The organism is Gammaproteobacteria bacterium, assembly GCA_033344735.1.
GTDB lineage: Bacteria > Pseudomonadota > Gammaproteobacteria > UBA4575 > UBA4575 > UBA1858.
In genome coordinates this window covers 191,267-213,663 of record JAWPMW010000001.1, presented here as the reverse complement: position 1 = coordinate 213,663, position 22,397 = coordinate 191,267, and the positions used below count along the sequence as shown (strand labels likewise).

General features: G+C 39.2%; 23 protein-coding genes. 6 read left to right on the top strand and 17 right to left on the bottom strand.

Annotated features, from left to right (window positions below):
• Nucleotides 1–33: 33 nt before the first annotated feature.
• Nucleotides 34–882, bottom strand: coding sequence for an MOSC domain-containing protein (locus R8G33_01130; GenBank protein ID MDW3094254.1), 849 nt, complete (start codon nt 880–882; stop codon nt 34–36).
• Between the two features lie 259 nt (nt 883–1,141).
• Nucleotides 1,142–2,056: an NAD-dependent epimerase/dehydratase family protein gene (locus R8G33_01125; protein ID MDW3094253.1), complete on the bottom strand. Its 915-nt coding sequence runs from the start codon at nt 2,054–2,056 to the stop codon at nt 1,142–1,144.
• A gap of 158 nt (nt 2,057–2,214) precedes the next feature.
• On the opposite strand from R8G33_01125, the gene R8G33_01120 reads away from it, so the two are divergent.
• The gene (locus tag R8G33_01120) at nt 2,215–2,538 is read left to right on the top strand and encodes a ferredoxin family protein (protein MDW3094252.1); all 324 of its coding nucleotides are present in this window, start codon (nt 2,215–2,217) and stop codon (nt 2,536–2,538) included.
• 9 nt (nt 2,539–2,547) lie between these two features.
• Entirely contained in the window at nt 2,548–5,427 is a 2,880-nt protein-coding gene (locus tag R8G33_01115) for a PD-(D/E)XK nuclease family protein (GenBank protein MDW3094251.1), read from the top strand.
• Between the two features lie 3 nt (nt 5,428–5,430).
• Here R8G33_01115 and R8G33_01110 read toward each other — a convergent pair whose 3' ends face one another.
• Nucleotides 5,431–5,640, bottom strand: a complete 210-nt coding sequence (locus R8G33_01110) for a DUF2970 domain-containing protein (GenBank protein ID MDW3094250.1) — start codon at nt 5,638–5,640, stop codon at nt 5,431–5,433.
• 206 nt (nt 5,641–5,846) lie between these two features.
• Here R8G33_01110 and mscL point away from each other — a divergent pair, with 206 nt between their 5' ends.
• Nucleotides 5,847–6,245, top strand: a complete 399-nt coding sequence (gene mscL, locus R8G33_01105) for a large-conductance mechanosensitive channel protein MscL (protein ID MDW3094249.1) — start codon at nt 5,847–5,849, stop codon at nt 6,243–6,245.
• A gap of 122 nt (nt 6,246–6,367) precedes the next feature.
• Here the strand turns inward: mscL and R8G33_01100 are convergent, their stop codons facing one another.
• From R8G33_01100 to R8G33_01060, 9 genes are all read right to left on the bottom strand, one after another.
• Nucleotides 6,368–7,957: a peptide chain release factor 3 gene (locus R8G33_01100; protein ID MDW3094248.1), complete on the bottom strand. Its 1,590-nt coding sequence runs from the start codon at nt 7,955–7,957 to the stop codon at nt 6,368–6,370.
• Nucleotides 7,958–8,003: 46 nt separating this feature from the next.
• Nucleotides 8,004–8,468: a ribosomal protein S18-alanine N-acetyltransferase gene (rimI, locus tag R8G33_01095; GenBank protein MDW3094247.1), complete on the bottom strand. Its 465-nt coding sequence runs from the start codon at nt 8,466–8,468 to the stop codon at nt 8,004–8,006.
• A 15-nt stretch (nt 8,469–8,483) separates the two neighbouring features.
• Nucleotides 8,484–9,260: a uracil-DNA glycosylase gene (locus tag R8G33_01090; protein ID MDW3094246.1), complete on the bottom strand. Its 777-nt coding sequence runs from the start codon at nt 9,258–9,260 to the stop codon at nt 8,484–8,486.
• Nucleotides 9,260–10,807 (bottom strand): 2-isopropylmalate synthase, encoded by a 1,548-nt coding sequence (locus tag R8G33_01085; GenBank protein MDW3094245.1) that lies wholly within the window; start codon nt 10,805–10,807, stop codon nt 9,260–9,262. Before R8G33_01085 ends, R8G33_01090 begins: the two co-directional genes overlap by 1 nt.
• A gap of 261 nt (nt 10,808–11,068) precedes the next feature.
• A complete protein-coding gene (pssA, locus tag R8G33_01080; GenBank protein MDW3094244.1) occupies nt 11,069–11,845 on the bottom strand; it encodes a CDP-diacylglycerol--serine O-phosphatidyltransferase in 777 nt (258 codons plus the stop codon).
• An 8-nt stretch (nt 11,846–11,853) separates the two neighbouring features.
• Nucleotides 11,854–12,453, bottom strand: coding sequence for a phosphatidylserine decarboxylase (locus R8G33_01075; protein MDW3094243.1), 600 nt, complete (start codon nt 12,451–12,453; stop codon nt 11,854–11,856).
• Between the two features lie 50 nt (nt 12,454–12,503).
• Nucleotides 12,504–13,520 (bottom strand): ketol-acid reductoisomerase, encoded by a 1,017-nt coding sequence (gene ilvC, locus R8G33_01070; GenBank protein ID MDW3094242.1) that lies wholly within the window; start codon nt 13,518–13,520, stop codon nt 12,504–12,506.
• A gap of 40 nt (nt 13,521–13,560) precedes the next feature.
• On the bottom strand, nt 13,561–14,052 hold the full coding sequence (gene ilvN / locus R8G33_01065; GenBank protein MDW3094241.1) for an acetolactate synthase small subunit: 492 nt from the start codon (nt 14,050–14,052) through the stop codon (nt 13,561–13,563).
• A gap of 168 nt (nt 14,053–14,220) precedes the next feature.
• Entirely contained in the window at nt 14,221–14,451 is a 231-nt protein-coding gene (locus R8G33_01060; GenBank protein MDW3094240.1) for a sulfurtransferase TusA family protein, read from the bottom strand.
• A gap of 358 nt (nt 14,452–14,809) precedes the next feature.
• Between R8G33_01060 and R8G33_01055 the strand changes: the two genes are divergently transcribed.
• The 3 genes from R8G33_01055 to soxZ all read left to right on the top strand — a co-directional run bounded on the left by R8G33_01055 (nt 14,810) and on the right by soxZ (nt 17,137).
• Nucleotides 14,810–16,264: a M48 family metalloprotease gene (locus tag R8G33_01055; protein ID MDW3094239.1), complete on the top strand. Its 1,455-nt coding sequence runs from the start codon at nt 14,810–14,812 to the stop codon at nt 16,262–16,264.
• 84 nt (nt 16,265–16,348) lie between these two features.
• Entirely contained in the window at nt 16,349–16,801 is a 453-nt protein-coding gene (gene soxY, locus R8G33_01050) for a thiosulfate oxidation carrier protein SoxY (GenBank protein ID MDW3094238.1), read from the top strand.
• A 15-nt stretch (nt 16,802–16,816) separates the two neighbouring features.
• Nucleotides 16,817–17,137 (top strand): thiosulfate oxidation carrier complex protein SoxZ, encoded by a 321-nt coding sequence (gene soxZ, locus R8G33_01045; protein MDW3094237.1) that lies wholly within the window; start codon nt 16,817–16,819, stop codon nt 17,135–17,137.
• A gap of 19 nt (nt 17,138–17,156) precedes the next feature.
• On the opposite strand, the gene R8G33_01040 is transcribed toward soxZ, so the two are convergent.
• From R8G33_01040 to R8G33_01020, 5 genes are all read right to left on the bottom strand, one after another.
• Nucleotides 17,157–18,008: a hypothetical protein gene (locus tag R8G33_01040; protein MDW3094236.1), complete on the bottom strand. Its 852-nt coding sequence runs from the start codon at nt 18,006–18,008 to the stop codon at nt 17,157–17,159.
• A 70-nt stretch (nt 18,009–18,078) separates the two neighbouring features.
• Nucleotides 18,079–19,431 carry a VanZ family protein gene (locus R8G33_01035; protein MDW3094235.1) on the bottom strand — a complete coding sequence of 451 codons (1,353 nt, stop codon included), beginning with the start codon at nt 19,429–19,431 and terminating at the stop codon, nt 18,079–18,081.
• Between the two features lie 23 nt (nt 19,432–19,454).
• Nucleotides 19,455–20,021: a DUF2937 family protein gene (locus tag R8G33_01030; protein ID MDW3094234.1), complete on the bottom strand. Its 567-nt coding sequence runs from the start codon at nt 20,019–20,021 to the stop codon at nt 19,455–19,457.
• 210 nt (nt 20,022–20,231) lie between these two features.
• Nucleotides 20,232–21,182: a GNAT family N-acetyltransferase gene (locus R8G33_01025; GenBank protein ID MDW3094233.1), complete on the bottom strand. Its 951-nt coding sequence runs from the start codon at nt 21,180–21,182 to the stop codon at nt 20,232–20,234.
• Nucleotides 21,179–22,138 (bottom strand): polysaccharide deacetylase, encoded by a 960-nt coding sequence (locus tag R8G33_01020; protein MDW3094232.1) that lies wholly within the window; start codon nt 22,136–22,138, stop codon nt 21,179–21,181. The genes R8G33_01025 and R8G33_01020 overlap by 4 nt, the downstream gene beginning before the upstream one ends.
• Nucleotides 22,139–22,397 lie beyond the last annotated feature (259 nt).

Here is a 22,397-nt window from a genome sequence, read left to right as displayed (position 1 = left end):
ACTGCTATTCGCTTAAAAGAAAACATTCAGGAATTACTCAATCCAGACGCTATCATTGATAGAAACAACTCCACTATCGGTTAAAAATCCATAGATGCCAGTGCAAGGCAGTACATTGTTATCAAGCAAGGGGACTTCAAGCATATTGTGATCGACTATTGTTTTTAGAACTTCAGGGTCTTTTGGAAACACACCATTACTCAATGTTGGTATTGAACACCGAGGAGTTGGATCTGTAATATTTAAACGAACACTTTCGCCAATAACTATAGTTTTCCCAACCCATTCATTTTCTGCGAACCCTGTAATACTTGAATCAGTCTCAATAACTATATTTGGACGAAATCTTCGTTCATCAAAATTAATATCTGCTGAAATACTTGATAATTGCTTAAGACTGGCTGTAGTTAGTAAATGCAAATCAGCATAATCGGAAAATTTATTCTTCAACATTAGGTCGCCAATGTCCAATATAGTCTCATTAGACTCGAGCGGATCAAGGCGCTCTAAACTTACTGATTTTGGGCGTGATGAGGTTAATTTAACTGGTCGACCAACATAATCAGAGAGCAACTTATCCGCATTATCATCAGTGCTTAATATATCAAGCCCATTTGTAGACGTGATACGGACAGGTGCGTGGTGAGCACTTTGATTGGGTTGCGTTACAAAGGTCGCACTTAATTCAAGTAATTTACTCCACTTTTTTGGAAATTTAGCACTCGCAACTTTATTATTCGACTGATCAAGTAAAGCATAAGCACGATCACCAAGAATTCCGCCAGTGCTGAAGTCGGCCTTGTCTAATTTAACACCATTCATAGATTTAACAGGGTATTGCCAAATTGATTTTATTGATCCGACCAGCTTTTTTGTTTCCATTATTAAATCAACCTATTTAATTTTATATTTATTAACTAAAGAGTCGCTCAACTGCTCTTAGCTCGTCATTAAATGATCTAGAGAATTTCCATACGATAAATACGGCGACTCACCTTTCAACCTTCATTATAATGATTTAACTATTTCGTTAACTTATTTTATATTGAATTTAGCATTGCACCAGTAAAATTATTTACCTTGCAAGTTAAAGAGTAAAAATTGCACACATCCTTATATGTTTACTAGATTCTTGCAATTACTATTCATCTAAAAGCGACTGCAGCCCCATATGCAAATTCACTTGTGCGGTAAAACCTAAATAATTATTCATACGCTCGACAATAGCAGAAGAATGAACGATATCGCCTTCTCTAGGGTCTCCGAAATTCTTTTCAACTTGCCAACCACACAATTCTTCGAGCACCTCTATTAATTGAAGTAGCGTGACTGTTTTACCAGTACCAACATTACATGCACCATTGAAGTCACTTTTTAATGCGGCAACGTTGATACTTGCAACATCATGCACAAATACAAAGTCACGTGTTTGCAGCCCATCACCAAAGATAGTGAGTGCTTGTTTGTTTTTAATACGCTCTACGAATAGCGCAATCACGCCTGCGTATGGTGATTTTGGATCTTGTCGTGGACCATAGACATTAAAGTAACGCATACCACAAGCCGACATGTTATGCAGATTCAAAAATAATTCAGCATACTGCTCGTTGACTTTCTTTTCTAAACCATAGGGTGACTCTGGCACTAACAACGAATCTTCACGTAAAGGTAATTCAACTGGATTACCATATGCGGCTGCGGAAGAGGCATAAACCAGGCGTGATACGTGATTTTTTCGGATTGCTTCAATAATATTGACGAAACCGAGGATATTCTGCTGAGCTGAAAAACTTGCATCTTCCACAGAGCTAACTACCGAAACTTGAGCAGCAAGATGGACACACTTATCCGCACCTTGCATGGCCTCATTCACATCTGAAGAATTAGTAATATCTCCCTCAATAATTTCTAACTGCGGATGATGTTCAGGCAGGTTATTTCTTGACCCATTGGAGAAGTTATCCAGCACACGTACTGAGAAATTTTGTGCCAAAAGCAGGTCTACTGTATGTGAGCCGATAAAACCTGCCCCACCGGTTACCAAAACAGTTGTCAAAATTTCCTCCCGAATCCGATATTTATATATAATTGTCGACCAGTTGATGTATGAGCGTGATCTGGCTTGCTAAGTGTAACCAATATAGGTTGGCGACACGTTGAATTCGCTAGCAATTTACACGTAACTACGGTTTTAATGGACTATACGGAGCCAAAATGACATTTGTAGTAACAGAATCTTGCATAAAATGTAAATACACAGACTGTGTTGAAGTCTGTCCAGTAGATTGCTTCCACGAAGGCCCTAATTTCTTGGTGATTGACCCTGAAGAATGTATTGACTGTGCCATGTGTGAGCCAGAGTGCCCGGTAGATGCGATCCTCTCTGAGGATGATTTACCTGAGGATCAAAAAGACTTCTTAGAAATCAATGAAGAATTATCTGCTCAGTGGCCAGTACTCACCATACGCAAAGACCCGCCAGAGGATGCCGGCGAATGGGAAGATGTCAAAGAAAAACGGCAGTACCTTGATCGATAGCTCAACATTGTGAGCGTTAGTGACGATAATTCTGCGCTACCCTTTGTTTTTGTAGACTATGCAACTAATCCATTAGATGCACTAGCCAGGGATTTAATCACTTTAGAAAAACCCAACCCTTCTGATTTAAGCCAATACACTATTTGGTGTGATTCGCGTAGCGTGATTCATACCATGAGACTGAAATTATTGGCAGCAGCAAAAGCGGCTAATATAAACAGTCTGTTATTACCTACCATTATTACCCTGCAGGATTGGGCGACCCAACAAAACCCACCTGATAAGCCGCTGATTAGTGAGACTAATAAAGAACTGTTATTAGTTGAAGCCATTCGCCATAGCCCGGGCCTATTTCAAACTAATAATGCCTGGCCACTGGCAAAAGAATTAGTCAGCCTTTTCAATGAATGTACGCTTGCACAAATTCCTTTAAGTGATGGCGAAACCTCTTTACGTGAAGCATTATTAAAAAGTTATCAGTTTCCTGTTGCTAACATTGAAAACATCTCTAGAGAAAGTGAAATTGTTTATCGTTTATGGCAAGCCTACCAAGAGCAAATACAGGCACGCCAGTGGACAGATCCTGTCACACATTACTGCGAAACATTGATCAACTATGCTAGCGCTAATAACAATGAATATTTTTATATGGTAGGCAAACATCGCTTTGCAGCAGCAGAAGTTTTATTTTTTCATCACATAAATAAGCAGCATCGTTTAGCGCTGTATTCAGCCAAAGTTTCTGCCAATCAATTTGGCACACACCACCATCCTCATCTTCATTTAATCAGTGAAACGAGCAACAATGCCAATGCAAGCGATCAACGCGAACAAGCATTAGATATTGTTTATAATAAAAATAGTCACACTTATAAACGTATACAAAACTTCAAACACATATATCATGAGAATATATTTAAAAATTGGCTAAGTGTATATAGCTGCAATTCAATTGAACGCCATGTGAATGCAGTATGTTTGCAAGTAAAGATGTGGTTACTAGAAGACATCAGGCCAATAGGTATAATCGCTGGTGACCGCTTACTTGCTCGCCGCATCCGTGCAGTGCTAGAAGAAGAAGGCATTAAACCCACTGACTTAGGCGGCTGGACTCTATCCACTACTAGCGCCGCTACGTCGATTGAGATTTTCCTTGATGCAGTTGAGCATAACTTCAAAAAAGATTCGTTGCTAGATTTACTTAGCTCTCCTTTCTTACCATTCAACTACAATGAAAATGAGCATTACCAACATCAAGTCTTTCAAACAAGAAAACTATTAAGGAAGCATCGCAATACACCTAAAGACAATATAGATACATTTATTTCATTAATCACAATACATTCTGAATCTACGCAAGATGACAGTACCGACATCACTAAAATCTGCGAATTAGCCAAACAAGCAAGTGATGAATTATTCGGTTACAAAAACCTAGGTGAATATGAATTATACAATCTCTCTATCAGCTTATTGACTGCGCTAGACGTGATGGGCATTAAAGATTGCCTACATAATGATGCTGCGGGCTTACAATTGCTAGATACTTTAGAAACTAATATTAACAGCGCCAGAAACAATAGCATAAAAATTAACTGGAAAGAGTGGCGTCAGTGGCTACGCGATTTATTCGAACACAATTATTTCATTCCCGAAGATACTGATAGCCGCATCACATTATGTGGTTTTGAACATATTGATGATTTCAATTTTAAAGCGGCAGTTATCGCCGGTGTTGAAGAAACACGTTTAATCAGCGCCAATACTAAGCGCACTTTTTTTAATGAAAAAGTACGTCACGAACTACATTTACCAACTACACATGAAACAACTTCGATTAATTTCGTTCGCTTTAGACAATTACTCCAACAATGTGAACATTTGTTATTAAGCGCTGAAACAGAAAATCACGGTGAACCTCAAGAAATATGTTCCTGGGTTAAATTAATTGAATTATTTAGCAAACAAGCTTATTCATCGTCATTAAGGAACACTCAGCTTGATCAGCTCCTTCAGTTACGCCAAAAGTCTAAGCGCGATACTAACCAATTTACTAATTTAGGAGCCCTAGTACCTGCACCATTTGCTACAAGCCCTTTAGTTCCCAGCAAGATATCTGCCACTCAATATCAATCACTTATTGACTGCCCATACCAATACTTTGCAAAGTATGTTTTAGCTTTAAGCAAGCAAGAAAGTACAGATGAATTTGAAGCCTCTAACTTTGGCCAACTCGTCCATCAAAGTTTGCATGAATTTCATTTTGGTGAAAAACATAAAACTGGTATAACCTTCAATAACGATAATCGCTCAAATTTAATTACTCAATTATCCTCAATAAGCAGCGAATTATTTATGCGTGCTCCATTCCCCACTACAGTAAAAGAAGGCTGGTTACAAAGATGGCTGTCCAATGTCCCTTTCTATATTGATTGGGCAATTGAACGAGGACAACAATGGAAAACATTGCGCGGAGAAGCATCACTAGAAGTGAAATTAGATAATGATGTGATTTTACATGGACATGTGGACCGCATTGACTCCGACACAAATAATTATGCAGTCATTGACTACAAGACTGGTAGTAGCAAACCCTCAAAGAAGAATGTCCTCAATGGCGAAACAGTGCAGTTACCATTTTATGCGTTACTTGATAAGAAAATCACTCAAGCTGAATATATAACCTTAGGCACTCAAGGTGAAGTCAAGCCAAGTGCATTGGTCAGTGATGATGAACTTGAAGAATTAAAGTCTGAGCATTTACCAAGAATAGAAAGCCTAATTAAACGATTAAGAAATCAAGCGCCTTTACCCGCTAACGGGGATAATAAAGTCTGCCGTGTCTGCGACTACCAAGGCTTGTGTAGAAAATCACACTGGGCTAATTAACACTTAGCCGGTTAGCGTTAAATGCAAAGCAACTTTTACTGCAACAAATACCGCTGCAATAAATAACGCCGTAATGATCAAGCCGATAACTATAAACTGACCTGGTTTTCCGTAGGTGAAGTCTCTCTGGCGTGTCTCTTCTTTCTGAACACCAAAAAAACTTGCTAAAACACTTTTAAATACTTGCCAGGTTGAGGGGGTTAATTCGCTCATAATTGACCTACTGTTCATTTAAAATCCAATTTATAATCACCTACAAAAAGTATAGGTAATGTCCATATCATCTAAGTAAAATACACTATATACATAATCATTATATCTAATTAACATACCGGCTGTGATCAAATTTCCCTGAGTAAAAACAGTGAATTGGTGAGTTCAAAAAAATAATAATAATTCAAAACTAGGAGTAGAGAACTATGGGTATGATGTCAGAGTTTAAAGATTTTGCTATGCGCGGCAATGTTGTCGACATGGCGGTCGGTATCATTATAGGAGCTGCGTTTGGAAAGATTGTTTCATCTTTTGTTTCTGATGTAATCATGCCTCCAATCGGAGTCATGGTAGGCGGAGTTGACTTCACTAATTTGGCTGTGACAATTCAAGAGGCCAGTGAAGGTGTTGAAGCTGTTACCATTAAATATGGAGCATTCCTTCAAACAGTATTTGATTTCGTAATTATTGCTTTCGCTATTTTCATGGCAATTAAATTTATGAATAGCCTGAAGAAGAAAGAAGAGGAAGCACCAGAAACACCGCCAGAGCCTAGTGCTGAAGAAAAGCTTCTTACAGAAATTAGAGATCTATTGAAAAAATAATTTTTAATCTCATCGTCATTTTCATTAAAATGGAAATCCTGCAACAATCTAGCAAGGAACTGCACTAACGAGTTCAGCAAGCCATTAGATGGATGCCCACTGTCGTGGGCATGACGTCTTGACTAATTATATACCTGCTCTCGAGTATTTCTGAACTCGATACTTGACCACTTTTCCATCGCCATCTCTAAATTAACACGAGAAGACGCCATATAGACTAGCTCTCCCGCATGATCTAGCGCCACACCTGATGAAGACTTTTCTTTAATTTTATCAAGCTCTTGTGGGTCGTCAGAATGCAACCAACGAGCAGTATGTACGTTCACTGCTTCAAATTGGCAATCAACATTGTATTCATCTTTTAAACGATGCTTAACTACATCGAATTGCAATATTCCCACCGCACCAAGAATTAGATCATTGCCGACTAGAGGGCGAAATAATTGTGTTGCACCTTCTTCACACAATTGCATCAAACCTTTGAGCAATGCTTTTGTTTTTAGAGGATCTTTTAATTGTGTACGTCTAAATAACTCAGGCGCAAAATTTGGAATACCAGTAAACACGAGTTCTTCTTTTTGCGAGAAAGTATCACCAATACGAATCGTGCCATGATTATGCAATCCAATTATATCACCTGGATAAGCTCGCTCTACATGACCACGTTCTGAAGAAAAGAAAGTTAACGCATCAGGAATTTTAACTTCACGCTGTAAACGAACATGTCGCAATTTTATACCTTTCTCAAAGCTACCCGAGCAAATTCGCATGAAAGCAATTCGATCACGGTGATTTGGATCCATATTCGCTTGAATTTTAAAAACAAAGCCTGAGAAAGCTTCCTCATTTGCCTGAACCACACGATCAAGACTTTCTCGAGGTTGCGGTGCGGGCGCAACTTCGACAAACTTATCTAATAGTTCTTGCACACCAAAGTTGTTAATCGCTGAGCCGAAAAATACTGGAGTTAACCTACCGGCCAAAAATTCTTCGTGGTCATATTCATGGCTTGCACCTACAACTAATTCAATTTCTTCACGAAAGTCATCTGCAGTATCTCCCAAAATTTCATCAAGACGCGGATTATCTAACCCTTCTATTACCTCACCATCTAATTTTTTCCCTCCATGAGTGGCGCCATATAAATGCACTGAATTATTCAATAAGTGATATACACCTTTTAATGACTTCCCCATACCAATTGGCCAAGTGATGGGAGCGCAATTGATTTTTAATACTGACTCAACTTCGTCAATTAATTCAATTGGTTCACGTCCTTCACGATCAAGCTTATTAATGAAAGTAACAATAGGTGTATCACGTAAACGGCATACCTCCATTAGCTTAATGGTTCTACCCTCGACGCCTTTTGCACAATCAATCACCATCAACGCAGAATCTACCGCAGTTAATGTTCGGTAAGTATCTTCAGAAAAATCTTCGTGTCCTGGTGTATCTAACAGGTTGACTACACAATCATTATAAATAAACTGCATCACCGAACTGGTGACCGATATTCCACGCTGCTGTTCAAGCGCCATCCAGTCTGAAGTTGCATGACGCGCAGCTTTTCTGCCTTTTACAGTACCTGCTTGCTGAATAGCACCACCAAATAACAATAGTTTTTCAGTAATGGTTGTTTTACCAGCATCAGGGTGCGAGATTATTGCAAACGTCCTTCGACGCTTGGTCTGGGCTAAATGATCACTCATGAATTAATTACGTAAAAGTCAGAAAATATAAATGCGCTGTAAATTTTTATAGCTCTTTTGCATAAATCACAGCATCTTCTCTTCCATTACCAGAAGGGTAATATTTCTTACGAATACCGACTTCGTTAAACCCTTCAGATTCGTATAGATCAACTGCATATTTATTTGATGGTCTCACTTCCAGAAATACACAAGTAGCATTATAGTCTTTAGCGTTACTTAAGACGTTGGCTAACAATTTACGTCCCAAGCCTCTTCCCTGAAGAGTCGGATTAATACATAAATTCAGCAAATGACATTCTTGTACGGCATTAATAAAAACGGCATAACCGATAATTTCACCTTCTATTTCTGCTATCCAACAATGATACCCCGCCTTGATACAGTCCTGGAAAATCGCCAAACTCCAAGGATACTGATATGCAACCCGCTCAATTTCCATTACATGTGACAAATCATTTAAATCCATAAAACGATAAATAGGGTCAGTTGAATCTAGAACGGCACTCATATCTACTTTGATTTACTAGGTAATAATCTGCTTGCGTGCAAACTTTAAATCTTCCCATACTTTACGCTTTTCTTTAGGACTACGTAACAAGTATGCTGGATGATAAGTTACTACTGTGGGAATATTATTTTTTTCATAGTGATATAGCTTACCGCGCATTTTACCTATTGGCACATTACTTTGCAGTATTGATTGCGCCGCAATTCTACCTAATGCCAATATAATTTTTGGCTCCAGTAATTCAATTTGTCTATTTAAGTAAGCACTACATGCGTTCACTTCTTCAGATTTAGGATCACGGTTATTAGGAGGGCGACATTTTAGAATATTGGCAATAAACACTTCCTCCCTAGCCAGACCTATAGCACGTAACATTTGCGTTAACAATTGCCCTGCTCTCCCCACAAATGGTTCGCCTTGCTTATCCTCATCCGCACCTGGTGCTTCACCAATAATCAACCAATCTGCTTTGTGATGCCCAACACCGAAAACTGTTTGTTTGCGAGTTTTATGCAAGTCGCATGTATCACATCCTCTTACATGCAGTTCTAATGTCGACAAGTCCATTTTAGAAATTTTTTCTACATCGACTTTCATTGCAGACTGAATTACATCTCCAGGTTCTGCTTGCTTTTCTACAGCAATCTTCACAACAGATTTAGATGCAGACTCTACCTGTGTTATCTCTTCAATATCATCATAATGTGAATCACGCGTGCGCCATTGCTGTATCCCCAATGCATTTAGGTAAGCTTTACGCGTGGATTCATCTAATGACATGCGATCTTTCATTACACTTGGCTATGCTGTGGGTGTTCTCGCTCGATTGTGAAATGGATTTTATTTAATGCATTTAAATACGCTTTAACTGAAGCAATTACTATGTCCGTATCTGCACCATGGCCATTCACTATTCTGCCATCTTTATCAAGACGCACTGTTACCTCGCCTTGAGCATCTGTGCCTCTTGTAATACTACTTACCGAATAAAGCTGTAATTTTGTATTACTTTTTGCAAGTATTTCTATAGCTTTAAAAGCAGCGTCGACTGGCCCACCTCCACCTGCATTTGACGATTTCTCTTCACCATCAATTAATAATGTAAGATCGGCATCAGGCACCTTGTTTGTATCTGAACATACACGCAAAGTTACTAATTTAAACTTCTCTTCTAAATGAGTGTCATCATCTGCCACCAAAGCAAACAAATCTTCATCAAAGATCTCATGCTTTTTATCAGCAAGTTCTTTAAATGCAGTAAAGGCTCGATTTAAATCTTCATCTGATTCAAAATCCATTCCCAATTCTTTCAAACGAGAACGAAATGCATTACGCCCAGAATGTTTACCCAATACCATACGATTCTCTGTCCAACCGACATCTTCGGCACGCATAATTTCATAAGTTTCACGCGCTTTTAGCACACCATCCTGATGAATTCCCGATTCGTGTGCAAACGCATTTGCTCCTACAATTGCTTTATTAGGTTGCACAGGGAAACCTGTGACTGTAGAAACCAAACGAGAGGTAGAAACAATCTGAGTTGTATCCAAACTAGTATCACATGGGAAGACATCTTGACGGGTACGCACTGTCATGACTATTTCTTCTAAAGAAGCATTTCCTGCACGTTCACCTAATCCGTTAATCGTGCATTCCACTTGGCGAGCACCATTCAATACCGCAGAAAGTGAATTTGAAACTGCTAAGCCTAAATCATTATGACAATGCACTGAAAACACGGCTTTATCTGAATTAGGAATTTTATTGATTAAGTTCCCAACTAACTCACCAAACTGATGAGGGATGTTATAACCTACAGTGTCCGGAATATTTATTGTTCTTGCTCCAGCATCAATGACTTTTTCAATAATACGGCACAAGAAATCCAATTCTGAACGGCCAGCATCTTCAGGAGAAAACTCAATGTCATTAGTATACTTACCTGCACGCTTAACCGCTGCTATCGCTTGCGCTACAACTTCATCAGGCTTCATACGAAGCTTTCGTTCCATATGAATTGGAGATGTTGCTATGAAAGTATGAATACGACTAGAACTTGCTGGTTTTAATGCTTCGCCCGCTCGATCAATATCGGCATCCAGAGCTCGCGCTAAACCACACACAGTACTACCTGTAACTGCTGCTGCAACAGCTTTAACGGATTCAAAATCACCTGGGCTGGCAATTGGGAACCCTGCCTCAATGATATCAACCTTCATTCGTTCTAGTGACTTTGCAATATGTAACTTCTCATCCTGAGTCATTGATGCACCAGGACTTTGCTCACCATCCCGCAAGGTCGTATCAAAAATAATTAATTTTTCGTTGCTGCCCATTTTGTTACTCCGACATTTAGTCAGCCACCATACCTGATGGCCCGTGTATGAACACGATTATAAGGTAAATAAAAAAAATTTGATGTTGGGATACGTTTACCCTCGCCAGGGATCTTTAGCCGCTAGCGCGGCAGGAGGAGTAATGCAAAAAAAGACGCGCATGCTGGCAAATCATTGCCTACATGATGTTGGAACTGAATTGTATGTTGATGCTTTTGCATACTTGTTACTATAGCTGAGTCAATTCTTGATTTGCAATGCTTATTTGGTAACCTTTTCACGATTATTTGCCAAACGAGAGCGTTTTCGCAATGAACGCACAATATTTGTCACCGGCCCCGAAAGGGCATACACCAAAAATACTGCAAACATTAGTTTAGGAGGGTCAATCGAAGCCAGAATAAATACTCCAACGATGGCCAGTAATGCCATAAATGGAATTTTATTGCGCACATCGAATTCTTTAAAACTATAGTAGCTAAAATTACTCACCATTAAGCCACCGGACAACAAGGTCAGACCAAACGCGAAAAACCATAAATCCGCACCGGTATACTTTAGATCATGACATGCCCAAACAAATCCCAGCATAACACCCGCAGCAGCCGGACTTGGTAACCCCTGAAAATATCGCTTATCTTGATCAGATGAGCGCGAATTAAACCGCGCTAAACGAAGTGCAGCTGAGGCAGTAAAAAAGAAAGCAGCCAACCATCCAAGTTTTTGTAATAACCAGCCTTCATAAACTACATGTTGAAGTGACCATTCAAACATCACTAACGCAGGCGCCAAACCAAATGACACCATATCTGAAAGACTATCATATTCCTTTCCAAAGCTACTCTCAGTATTGGTCAAACGAGCAACACGTCCATCCAGACCATCCAATACCATGGCAATAAATACTGCGACTGCTGCTTGTTCAAATCTATCTAAATTGGCAGACACAATCGCATAAAAACCTGCAAATAGCGCACCTGTAGTTAGCAGGTTCGGAAGCAGATATATACCTTTTCTGGATTTAGTAGATTCTGTCATCTTTTTAGTTAATGAATAAATTGACTTAGTATGTTCTTCCCAGCAGTTACTCTATCTCCTGGAGCAGCAATTTGCTTTACATTTTTTGGTAAATATATATTCACTTTACACCCTACTGCCACAAATCCACAACGACGCCCCTGACCAACGCGCTCGCCAGGATGCAAGGCGGTACTGGCATGTTGAAGTGTTGACTCTAATAGTACATGAGTCACCACGTCATCCAGCTCATCAGTTCGCACCCAAAATACTAATGCTTTTTTATTATGGCTGGGCTCTCTCACCCAAAGCTGTTCAACTTTCCCTTCAATAGGACTATGCATATTAAATTCGCCCCAGTGTGATTGCTCAATGGTGTAACAAAAGCTAGATTGATCAATAAAAGGATTTTGCACTTCTTTAATAGCAGTAACAACACCATCCACAGGGCTAATAATCGCCAAAGGTATAGGAGGGATATCACGATGAAAATCACGGATAAAGAAGAAAAAAATCAACCAAGGTACCCATAACAAGATAGCGTATGGACCGGCAATAAATTGCACACCGATTACTATCAGCGTGCCGAATATAAAAACACTTTGTAACTCTTTAGCGATGGGCAACATATCGCAGTATGTGGTTACCCACTAAAGTTATAAATAGAAATTAAAACTAATTAGTTTTTTGACTTATCAACCAACTGATTTTCTTTAATCCAAGGCATCATACTACGTAACTTGTCACCCACTTCTTCAATCGGATGCTCACGACCTTGACGACGCATAGCTTTAAGTGTTGCAGCGCCTGCTTGGTTTTCTAAAATGAATTCACGCGCAAACTTCCCAGACTGAATCTCACTTAAGATTTTCTTCATTTCTGCTTTAGTTTCATCAGTGACAACTCGCGGACCACGAGTTAAATCACCATACTCTGCTGTATTTGATATTGAGTAACGCATATTTGCGATACCGCCCTGATACATTAAATCAACAATCAACTTAAGCTCATGCAAACATTCAAAGTAGGCCATTTCTGGGGCATACCCTGCTTCAGTTAATGTTTCAAAACCTGCTTGCACTAGTGCTGTTGCACCGCCGCATAAAACTGCCTGCTCGCCAAATAAATCTGTTTCAGTTTCTTCACGGAAGGTAGTTTCAATAATGCCTGCACGACCTCCACCATTCGCAGATGCGTAAGACATTGCTGTCTTTTGTGCTGATCCAGAAGCATCTTGGAATACTGCAATTAATGTAGGAACGCCGCCGCCTTCTTTATAAGTTGAACGCACGAGGTGTCCTGGCCCTTTAGGAGCAATCATAATGACATCTAAATCTTCTCTTGGCTCAATCTGCTCGAAATGAACATTAAAGCCATGCGCAAATGCAATGGTTGCACCTTTCCTAATGTTTGGAGCAATTTGATCTTTGTAAAGAACCGCTTGATGCTCGTCTGGCGCTAAAATCATAATCACATCTGAATTAGCTACTGCATCTTCGATAGACATAACTTCTAAGCCGGCAGATTTTGCTTTCGCTTCTGATTGCGAATTAGGACGCAATCCTACGACAACAGATACACCCGATTCTTTTAAATTGTTTGCGTGTGCGTGCCCTTGTGATCCATAACCAAGTATTGCTACTTTCTTACCTTGGATGAGTGAAAGATCAGCGTCTTTATCGTAATAAACGTTCATGCATAACTCCTAGCTAGACTATTCTTATCGTGTATATATATTAAATTCTTAGTAGAGAATCACCACTGCCAATACCAACGGCGCCGGAACGCACGACTTCAATGACATTATAGGGCTTCAACCTCTCAATCGCTTCGTTGAGCTTTAACCCTATATTGGTAATTTCCAAAGTAATAATGTTTTCGTGTTCTTCTAACTTGCGCGCGGCAAGTTCATGTATCGCAACACTAAGCTGGTCTAATTGCGCCCCTTTGGGCTGAATTTTTATTAGCATAATCTCACGTTCGAAGTGTTCATTCTCAGTCAGATCAATCAATTTAATAACATCGACAAGCTTATTTAGCTGTTTAATAATTTGCTGCACAATGGCATCTTCACCATGTGCCACCACTGTAATTCTGGAAATGGTGGGATCATCTGTCGGCGCTACTGTCAGTGACGCAATATTATAAGCACGCGCAGAAAACAAACCAGATACTCTAGATAGAGCCCCTGCTTCATTTTCCAATAAAATTGAGATTATATGGCGCATCTATTTTCATCACATACGAGCACTACTCGTCGTGCTCTAAACCAAACAAAGCGTGCAATAATACACGCTCTGCAGGGCTTAACAACCGATTAGGTCGCTAAATCAGAGTATCCGCAAACATTTGTTCGGACAACTCAGCTTGCTATTAAATAAATCAAAAAATGCCAGTTACTTCTTCTTAACCAAGAAATGGAATTTTCCACCATCTTCGCTAGATTCAAGTAACTCATTGCCGGTTTGCTTGGCAAACGCTTCGAAATCCTTCACTGACCCAGGGTCAGTTGCAATGATGCGTAGCACTTGCCCGCTTTCTAAACTCGATAGTGATTTCTTTGCACGTAAAATTGGTAAAGGACAATTCAACCCACATGCATCTAATTCTTGATCAAAATCTGCCATTAACAGAACCTCCGTTATAATCTAAGCTGTAAAATAAAGTAATAGAACGTTATTACATAATATAAAGTCGTTCAGCCAGTATAGCGGATGAACGCTCTAATAAGGGAACTACAGAATACGTAGTAAAGCCTATATTAGAAGACGGTGATATTATGATTAAGGCCATTTCCATAGTCAAGTTGGTGATTACACTAGAATGAACCGGGTCACATCCATACAATTCGAGTAGCGCTTGATATTATGAATTTAGCCCCAAGCTAGTTGTCTTAGATTAAAACCCACAGGCAAAATGCCATAATTGTTCTCACAAACCGGTCTTGTGATTGTTAATCCGGACTATTATCTAAAGAGAGATGCTTTGACCTCTACTAACTATCGAGTATTAGTTTACTTATTATCAATAGCAATATTCGTAACAAGTAACTTATCTTTTGCTAATAATGATGATGACTACGGCATTATTCTGCCTGATATTGGTGACCCGGCCAGCGCCATTCTAAGTATCAATCAAGAAATTGAATTAGGTAAAATTTTAGTTGCTCAAGTGAATCAGCGTCTACCCGTCTCTGAAGATCCCGAGTTACGCAACTATCTACAATCTTTAGGAACACGCTTAATATCGGGCGGCCTAAATTCTGATTTCCCATTTTATTTTCGGCTTGTATTTGATCCACGCATCAATGCATTTGCCATGCCTGGTGGTATTGTGGCAATTAATAGCGGTTTGTTATTACTAAGCCAATCTGAATCGGAACTCGCCAGTGTAGTTGCACACGAGATTTCACACGTTTCACAACGTCATATTGCACGCCGCTTTTCACGACAGCAAAAATTAAGCGTGCTGAATACCATTGCTTTACTTGGCACAGTACTAGCTACTATATATGGTGGCGAAGCGGGACAAGCTGCTGGAACAGCTACTCTGGGAGCATTTCAAGATGCCTCCTTATCTTATAGTCGAGCTTTCGAGCAAGAAGCTGATCGTATTGGTATGTCACTTTTAATCAATGCTAACCTTGACCCATTCGGGATGCCTCGATTTTTTGAGCGTTTAAATTCACACTCAAAAATCAACCAAAGCAGAATTCCTGAGTTTTTGCGTAGCCACCCTTTAACCACCTCACGAATTAGTGACTCAAAAATACGCGCAGAGCAATTTAAAGGAAGACGCTACAATGAAAACACTGTTCATTATCAATACGCTAAAGCACGCGCCATTGGCATCTCAAGCGAACCAAATACTCTAGTAAGTCGATACCAAAAACTGCTTGAAGAAGAACCTAATAATTTAACCTACTACATTCTCTCAATTGCCTTAAACCGTCTTGGGAGGGGCAAACAAGCCTTACGCGCCTTGGATAAAATTACTCCAAACAACAATGAACGATTCCCTATTGCTATTGCTCGTGCCCAAGCATTTATTATTGATCGTCAAATAGACAAAGCGCTAGAAATATTACAAGATTTGGACGATTTATATCCACAAAATGAAGCAGTGATTTATTATATGGCTACGGCCTTACTAGAGGACAAAAACCCTAAGAAGGCGCTTGATAAACTCGACACTCTTAGTAAGGATATTACTGGAAATCCCGCAATAGAGCGTCTTAGAGCACGTGCGGCTGATGGTGCCGGCCTACCATGGCGAAGCCATGAAGCATTATCAAATTATGACCTTATGCACGCAAGATTTAGTACAGCGATGGAACATTTACTCATTGCTGAGCGTCAAACAGGTATTGATGCACATAGCAAGGCACGAATCCAAGCTAAAAAGCAACGATTAAGAGAGTTTCAAAACAAACATAAATAATATCTGCTTAACAATATGCGACCTATCCGTATAGAATACGTCAAAATTCGCAAGCAATAGACCACACTTAACTTATGGAAGATTATGAATATAACTAGACGACATGCATTAAAAGTAGGCTCATTAGGCGCCCTCATTGGCTCTATCTCAAGCTTTACCAAAATGGTGTTTGCTGAATGGCCTGCAGCAGCATTTGATACCACAGCTTATGAAGATTCATATGCGGCCGTGATAGATGGAGTTGAACCCGAGGAAGGCAAAGTCAAAATTGAAGCACCAGAAATTGCCAGCAATGGAGCAACAGTCCCAATTACAATTTCAACTGACCTGGATAATGTTAAATCTATTAGTGTATTAGTTGAGAAAAACCCTCGACCTTACATTGCAACATTCTTCATAAATGAAAACATAGAAGCAACAATTTCAACGCGTGTAAAAATGCGTGAAACATCCAATGTCGTTGCTATCGTTGAAACAACTAGCGGCAAATTCATTGCAAAACAATCTGTCAAAGTCACAGCAGGCGGCTGCGCATAATCAAGAGGAATACTTATGGATAAGAAAGTAAAAGTTAGAGCCACACTGAAAGATGGAGTGACTACAGTAAAAGCACTGATGACTCACCCAATGGAAACTGGTGCGCGTAAAGATAAAGAATCAGGTGAATTAGTTCCGGCTGAATATATTCAAGAGTTGTTAGTTTCTCACAATGAGACACCTGTACTTAACGCCAACTGGGGCACAGGGGTTTCTAAGAACCCTTACATATCTTTCAAAATTAAAGGTGGTGCTGCTGGAGACACCATCTCACTTAGCTGGAAAGATAACTTGGGTGAATCGGGATCTGGCGAAACCAAAATCAAACAAAAGTAGCTTTAGGTCGTTACTAATCTTAACTTAACTTGTGATCGCCTGACTTCTTTTTTGGTCGGGCGACTACAAACCCGCCCAAAAGAGCGCTAATAAATAATGGCAATGCTGCTGGTACTGGAACCGGGCTTGCTGCATTATCAAAGTTCACTGAACCAAGTAAAAAATCCCACTCTAAAACATCATTATCATTACTAGTAAAATCATAACCCGAAGTAGTAATCTCAACTCTATTTATGAGCTCACCCATCAAGCTTCCAGCCAAACTGTTTGTATTCAGGCCAAACGAGACAACACCAGCGCCATCAATGAATGGCACATCTAACAAGTTTTGAGAAAATAAAGGCGCCATGAAACTATCCGAATAGTAGTTCACAACATAATCGATAAGTATGCCTGGAGCATCTAAATTAGTATTCAATCCATGTACTAATGAACCAGATATGTCATTTATATTTTCATCTGAAGTGATATTGATAGTTAGGGTATTTACGTAATTTGAAGTCGGAATAGACGTAGAAGGTGAAAAAGCAGTACCGTAATAAATAGACCCGCCATCACCATTAATGATCATTGCAGTGCTATCTAAAGGGTCTTGCAGCAGCACACCACCAGAAAATGTTATGCCACCTGTTGCTCCGAATGATCGGCCTTCTAATATATGCGTTGGTGAATTGATTAGATCATAATCTATGTTTGCATCCACAAATCTATTAATCAATCCAACATTGTTAAACTCTTCAAAATCCACCACTAGGGCATGAGCACTTCCTACACATAGAGCGCCAAGCAAAATTGTTGCTGAAACCAGATTACGAAAACGATTCATATCAATTCTTTTATCCAAATCACTAGCGTTAAACCATGTAACCATTATGTGAAGTAGTTATCATCAATTCTAAGCACACTGGACAGAAACAGACATATTAGGGATGAGTGGTATTTTATGTATAAATAACCTGTTTTTCTTCTTGTGGCTCTTGTTTATTTTCACTTATCACTTCTGCACCACTTTCAAATACACGCGACCAGCGCAAACAAAGCGACCCAGCAATAGTAGCACCAATCACCGCCCCTAAGACATCAGTAATATCAGGGTATCTGCCTTCAATCCAACCTTGCGCATATTCTAACCCATAAGCAATAACTCCGACGACTATAACAATCAATATAAACGCACTACGGCGCCGTGAAATCGCGTATTGCATGACAAATCCAAGCGGAATATAAATCATCATGCCCTCTAAAAAATTGGCAATGGCGCTAAAAGTTGAAGATTCGTAGTATGGCAAAAACGGCACCATTCCCATACTCATATGGGCTAGGCGCATTTCGAATGGAGCCAGTATTTGTACCGCAGCCGTGATTAACGAAATCACAATTACGGGTACAATCCAAATTATTCTTGGCAGTTGCTTAGGTACCACTAGAGCAAATACACCACCTGAAATACATCCAATCATCACTACAAGCAAATCCTGTATTGAAGGCGAACGGGAAGATACAATAAATTGTGCCAGCTCAAAGAAAACACCTATACTTGCACTGAGCAATATCCCTCCAATTGGCCACAGCACATTATTAATACTTCGTAACCAAAGTGCAGTAATCGCAGCAAATAAGAAAAAACGAAATCCAACAACAAATTCATCAGTGAAATTGGTTGTCAGCTGCCCTGGATTTTCCATTACTCCTTTCACATTATCCCAAACCGCACCCACATCAAGAGTGAAATCAAATGGTTGCAATGTGCTGGCAGCAATGACTAAAAAGCTAAATATGAATAGGTAATAAAATTTATTATTAAACGTTCGCCGAAATGATGCGGACTTCAATAGCAAGCAAAAAATTCCAAACACAATAAATGCCGCCACCGCACCAATCGCGCCTCCCGCTGTATTGCACACCAAGTCGGTTACAGAAGTAACACGACTACTTGTTAACAGTTGAAGTATCTCTATATTCAAGCTGATTACGAAACCAAAAAATGATACTAAAAAGATTGCAAAAAACTTATTCCTCGAGAAAGACAACACACCTAAAAATCCAAAGGGAATAAAGAATAATACATTCTGCACAATATCAGGAACAGAATGTCTAGATCCATCAGGATCAATGAAAGGCACCCAATTGAAATTGCGAATTTTTCTTGCGATCAAATCATTATCAAATACAAATTCAAAAGGAATTAATGCGCCATAAAATATAAACAGTGTGAATAAAAGCCATAAAACCTTTATTCCATAACTAGTAATGCCACTAGTATCATATAACTGTTGCGAAGTAGTAGCATTCATTATCTATCTTTACAACAGATCAACTAGCTTGCTCTAGCAACACGGTTAACTTTTGGCTCAATTCGCTTTTCAACTGGACGTGATATTTTATTTGGCTTACGCTTGAATAGTCTTGGAACAAACAAAAAAGAATTAAACAAACTACTCATCAATACTCCACCAAGTAATGCACATACGAAAGCTTCAATGGAAAACGGGACACCTGGCTTATAATTTACAAATGTCTGCTGAGCTATTTCATATCGCATACTCATAAACAAATGCATCACCTTGAACACGAATGGTTTGTACTCAAGCACGTCGAGATCACTTTTAACTGTTTTGGTTTGCTCTCGAACAATACTGATGTTACGTCCAGTAGCGCGTACAGATGTTTTATCACTGGATGCAAACTCCTGAATTAACAAATCTAAGTTTCCCTGATGTTGAGTTTGTGCAATTTTCTGATATTGCTCAAGGTGATTTAGTTGCGCCTGATAATACCCACCTAAACGTTGAGAATATTGATCAACAAAATGAGGTGCCTGCATAAACAACAATACCCCTAGTGCAAATAGCACTCTATCTAATAGCCCTTTAATAATAAACATGACTCAAACAACCTGCTTTTATATTGAATAAGATTTAATACTGTCACGACAATAAATGACAGTAGTCTAGTTTAAAGACAATAGGAAAACCTTATAGTTTAAAAAGGCTTATTTAAACGACTATAGTGCCATTTTCTGGCTATTTGCCACTAAAGTTATGTTTTAAGGACGAAGTTTTTGATGGGCTCATAAAATGCAGTCAAAAACCACTTAAGCGCGGCTGGTCATTCCATGGCGCAGCCATTTACGTATTTTTGCCTTTACACCCAGCTTATCAAGCAGGTCACCCAAGTATTTTGATATTTCATCTATCCCCAAATGAGCGAATAAAAAGCATCGATTTACTAAATTTTTTCTAATATAAAAAGTATTCGCACAAGTCAGACTAGCTGTGCTGAAAGTTGATTTTTGCTGACTTTCGCCTTCTGTAAAGTCAAGCATGGAGAAAGTCTGCTCTTTAAACAATTCTTCAAAGGCCAGCCAGTTTAATACTGTACCGACAGACCACTTCATATACTCCGGATCGTAACCTAAATAATCGTATATCAAACTGTCACCGCGAGAAGTTAGAAATAAATAAGCCACCGCTTTGTTATCATGAAACAGTAAATATGCACGGATTTTATTTTTATCTGCCTGCTCAAGCATTTCCTGCTTGTACTCTTCAGATGTCGGCAAACCCACTCCCAACAAATTTTCCTGATAGGTCTTACTTGAAAGCGCTGCTGCGATACTAAAAAATTCATTAACCTCAGTTGCTGTTTTATAGCATTTAAATTCAACGTCGCCATTAGAGCTTTGCAAAAACTTTTTCACTTTTCGTCGGATCGTAGAGCGAGTTTTTGATGAAAAACTTTTTAGATAAGTATCATAGTCAGTATTTAATTCAGCATAATAACGTTTGTATACATTAGGGGTATAACAAATAAAATTACCCTCGTCAGTCAATTTGTCTGGCACTTCCTCTACAGGTAGGCCTCGCATCATATAGCCATCTTGCCCACTCTCTAACTCAGGTTTACTGGCAATAACCTCTGCGGAGTTAATACCCTGAACAAGTCCAACTTCACAGCCACAAAGCGCAAATTTCTTAGAAAAAAGACGCTTGTCACCCAAATAAAAGCCTAATGGATAGTCAATGTTATGCCAAGGAACAATCAATGCAATCTCCTCATAATTTGCTCAAACATACGAACTTTGGAATCAAGCCATTTAGATTTTATTGGCGGTTGTATACTTTGATCACCAACAGCGGGGGCTAATTCACTAAAAGTGCAGCTTATAAACTCATCTCTATGTTGATCCAGAAATTCGCACACTCTACGAAATCTATTAATGACAGTATTATCAGGACCAGATTTTTTAGTGTTCATCAATTCAAAGTTATGTGAAAGTATAACGAATGAATCCCATCCCAGAGTTTCGGCTTGCTGCATGCAATGTATCAACTCACGGCTTGTGCATGCACCCAACTGGGCATGACGAGCACTATTGCTATCATGGAAATAGCTAAGCGGATACTCATAGACACCATTTATCAAAGCTGGCTGATATAAAGGTGTTGGGTATTCAATGTCGCAGTTCTTATTGAGAAAAGTATAGTTATAGCTGGAATCAATAAATATATCATTGCGCCTTAGTGCCTCAAGTGTATCCATATTTGCCCCAAAGCTACCTGCTCTAAATGCTTTAACGTCTTCACAACCACACTGCTTTAATAAATTCACCCCTGTTTCTATCAGCTTGCACTGTTCCTCAAGCGAATAATATTTAATATGTTGACGCTTGTTTGTATTTTCTGGAAAGAGAGGTTTATTTGCTTCATCAACCCACTCCGTATGAAGATGCAACTGTATATCCTGATCATATTCTTTGATCAAACTGACAATTTCCTGAAGAGGCTCGAGGCCAAATCTAGTTGCAAATAGAGGCTCTACAAAAAATGTCGCCCTAATTCCATGTTCTTGTAAAATTTTGAGTTTTAACGGCAAGCCACAATCGCCACTTGGTGTTGGTCCATAGATGTATGAATCAAATGCCCTGGGAAATTTCTGGTCGATATTTTTCCAACCATCGCACCAAATCTCTACATCCACTGTGATAAATACGTCTAGCATGGCTGGTTAAACAAACTCAATTAAGGTGTACTCTAAAAGATAGGTGTTTTCTAAATACTCTTCAAAGATAGAAGATAAACGGCCTTATTCATGACATACAGCCAAACAACCGGAAAATACCTTGATTGAGCAAGCCTAACACTCGCACCAACATGAAAATATTGACCTGTCTCACAAAGTGATATTAGTACCTGATAGAGAGATAGATTAATGGGAAAAACATCTCACAGATATTAACGTGTAGACGATGACGACGATT

Bases quoted from the DNA above. Each gene is read 5' to 3' on its own strand.
- R8G33_01130 (MDW3094254.1), bottom strand. From the start codon at position 882: ATGGAAACAAAAAAGCTGGTCGGATCAATAAAATCAATTTGGCAATAC.
- R8G33_01120 (MDW3094252.1), top strand. From the start codon at position 2,215: ATGACATTTGTAGTAACAGAATCTTGCATAAAATGTAAATACACAGAC.
- R8G33_01110 (MDW3094250.1), bottom strand. From the start codon at position 5,640: ATGAGCGAATTAACCCCCTCAACCTGGCAAGTATTTAAAAGTGTTTTA.
- mscL (MDW3094249.1), top strand. From the start codon at position 5,847: ATGGGTATGATGTCAGAGTTTAAAGATTTTGCTATGCGCGGCAATGTT.
- R8G33_01100 (MDW3094248.1), bottom strand. From the start codon at position 7,957: ATGAGTGATCATTTAGCCCAGACCAAGCGTCGAAGGACGTTTGCAATA.
- rimI (MDW3094247.1), bottom strand. From the start codon at position 8,468: ATGAGTGCCGTTCTAGATTCAACTGACCCTATTTATCGTTTTATGGAT.
- R8G33_01090 (MDW3094246.1), bottom strand. From the start codon at position 9,260: ATGAAAGATCGCATGTCATTAGATGAATCCACGCGTAAAGCTTACCTA.
- R8G33_01085 (MDW3094245.1), bottom strand. From the start codon at position 10,807: ATGGGCAGCAACGAAAAATTAATTATTTTTGATACGACCTTGCGGGAT.
- pssA (MDW3094244.1), bottom strand. From the start codon at position 11,845: ATGACAGAATCTACTAAATCCAGAAAAGGTATATATCTGCTTCCGAAC.
- R8G33_01075 (MDW3094243.1), bottom strand. From the start codon at position 12,453: ATGTTGCCCATCGCTAAAGAGTTACAAAGTGTTTTTATATTCGGCACG.
- ilvC (MDW3094242.1), bottom strand. From the start codon at position 13,520: ATGAACGTTTATTACGATAAAGACGCTGATCTTTCACTCATCCAAGGT.
- ilvN (MDW3094241.1), bottom strand. From the start codon at position 14,052: ATGCGCCATATAATCTCAATTTTATTGGAAAATGAAGCAGGGGCTCTA.
- R8G33_01060 (MDW3094240.1), bottom strand. From the start codon at position 14,451: ATGGCAGATTTTGATCAAGAATTAGATGCATGTGGGTTGAATTGTCCT.
- soxY (MDW3094238.1), top strand. From the start codon at position 16,349: ATGAATATAACTAGACGACATGCATTAAAAGTAGGCTCATTAGGCGCC.
- soxZ (MDW3094237.1), top strand. From the start codon at position 16,817: ATGGATAAGAAAGTAAAAGTTAGAGCCACACTGAAAGATGGAGTGACT.
- R8G33_01040 (MDW3094236.1), bottom strand. From the start codon at position 18,008: ATGGTTACATGGTTTAACGCTAGTGATTTGGATAAAAGAATTGATATG.
- R8G33_01035 (MDW3094235.1), bottom strand. From the start codon at position 19,431: ATGAATGCTACTACTTCGCAACAGTTATATGATACTAGTGGCATTACT.
- R8G33_01030 (MDW3094234.1), bottom strand. From the start codon at position 20,021: ATGTTTATTATTAAAGGGCTATTAGATAGAGTGCTATTTGCACTAGGG.
- R8G33_01020 (MDW3094232.1), bottom strand. From the start codon at position 22,138: ATGCTAGACGTATTTATCACAGTGGATGTAGAGATTTGGTGCGATGGT.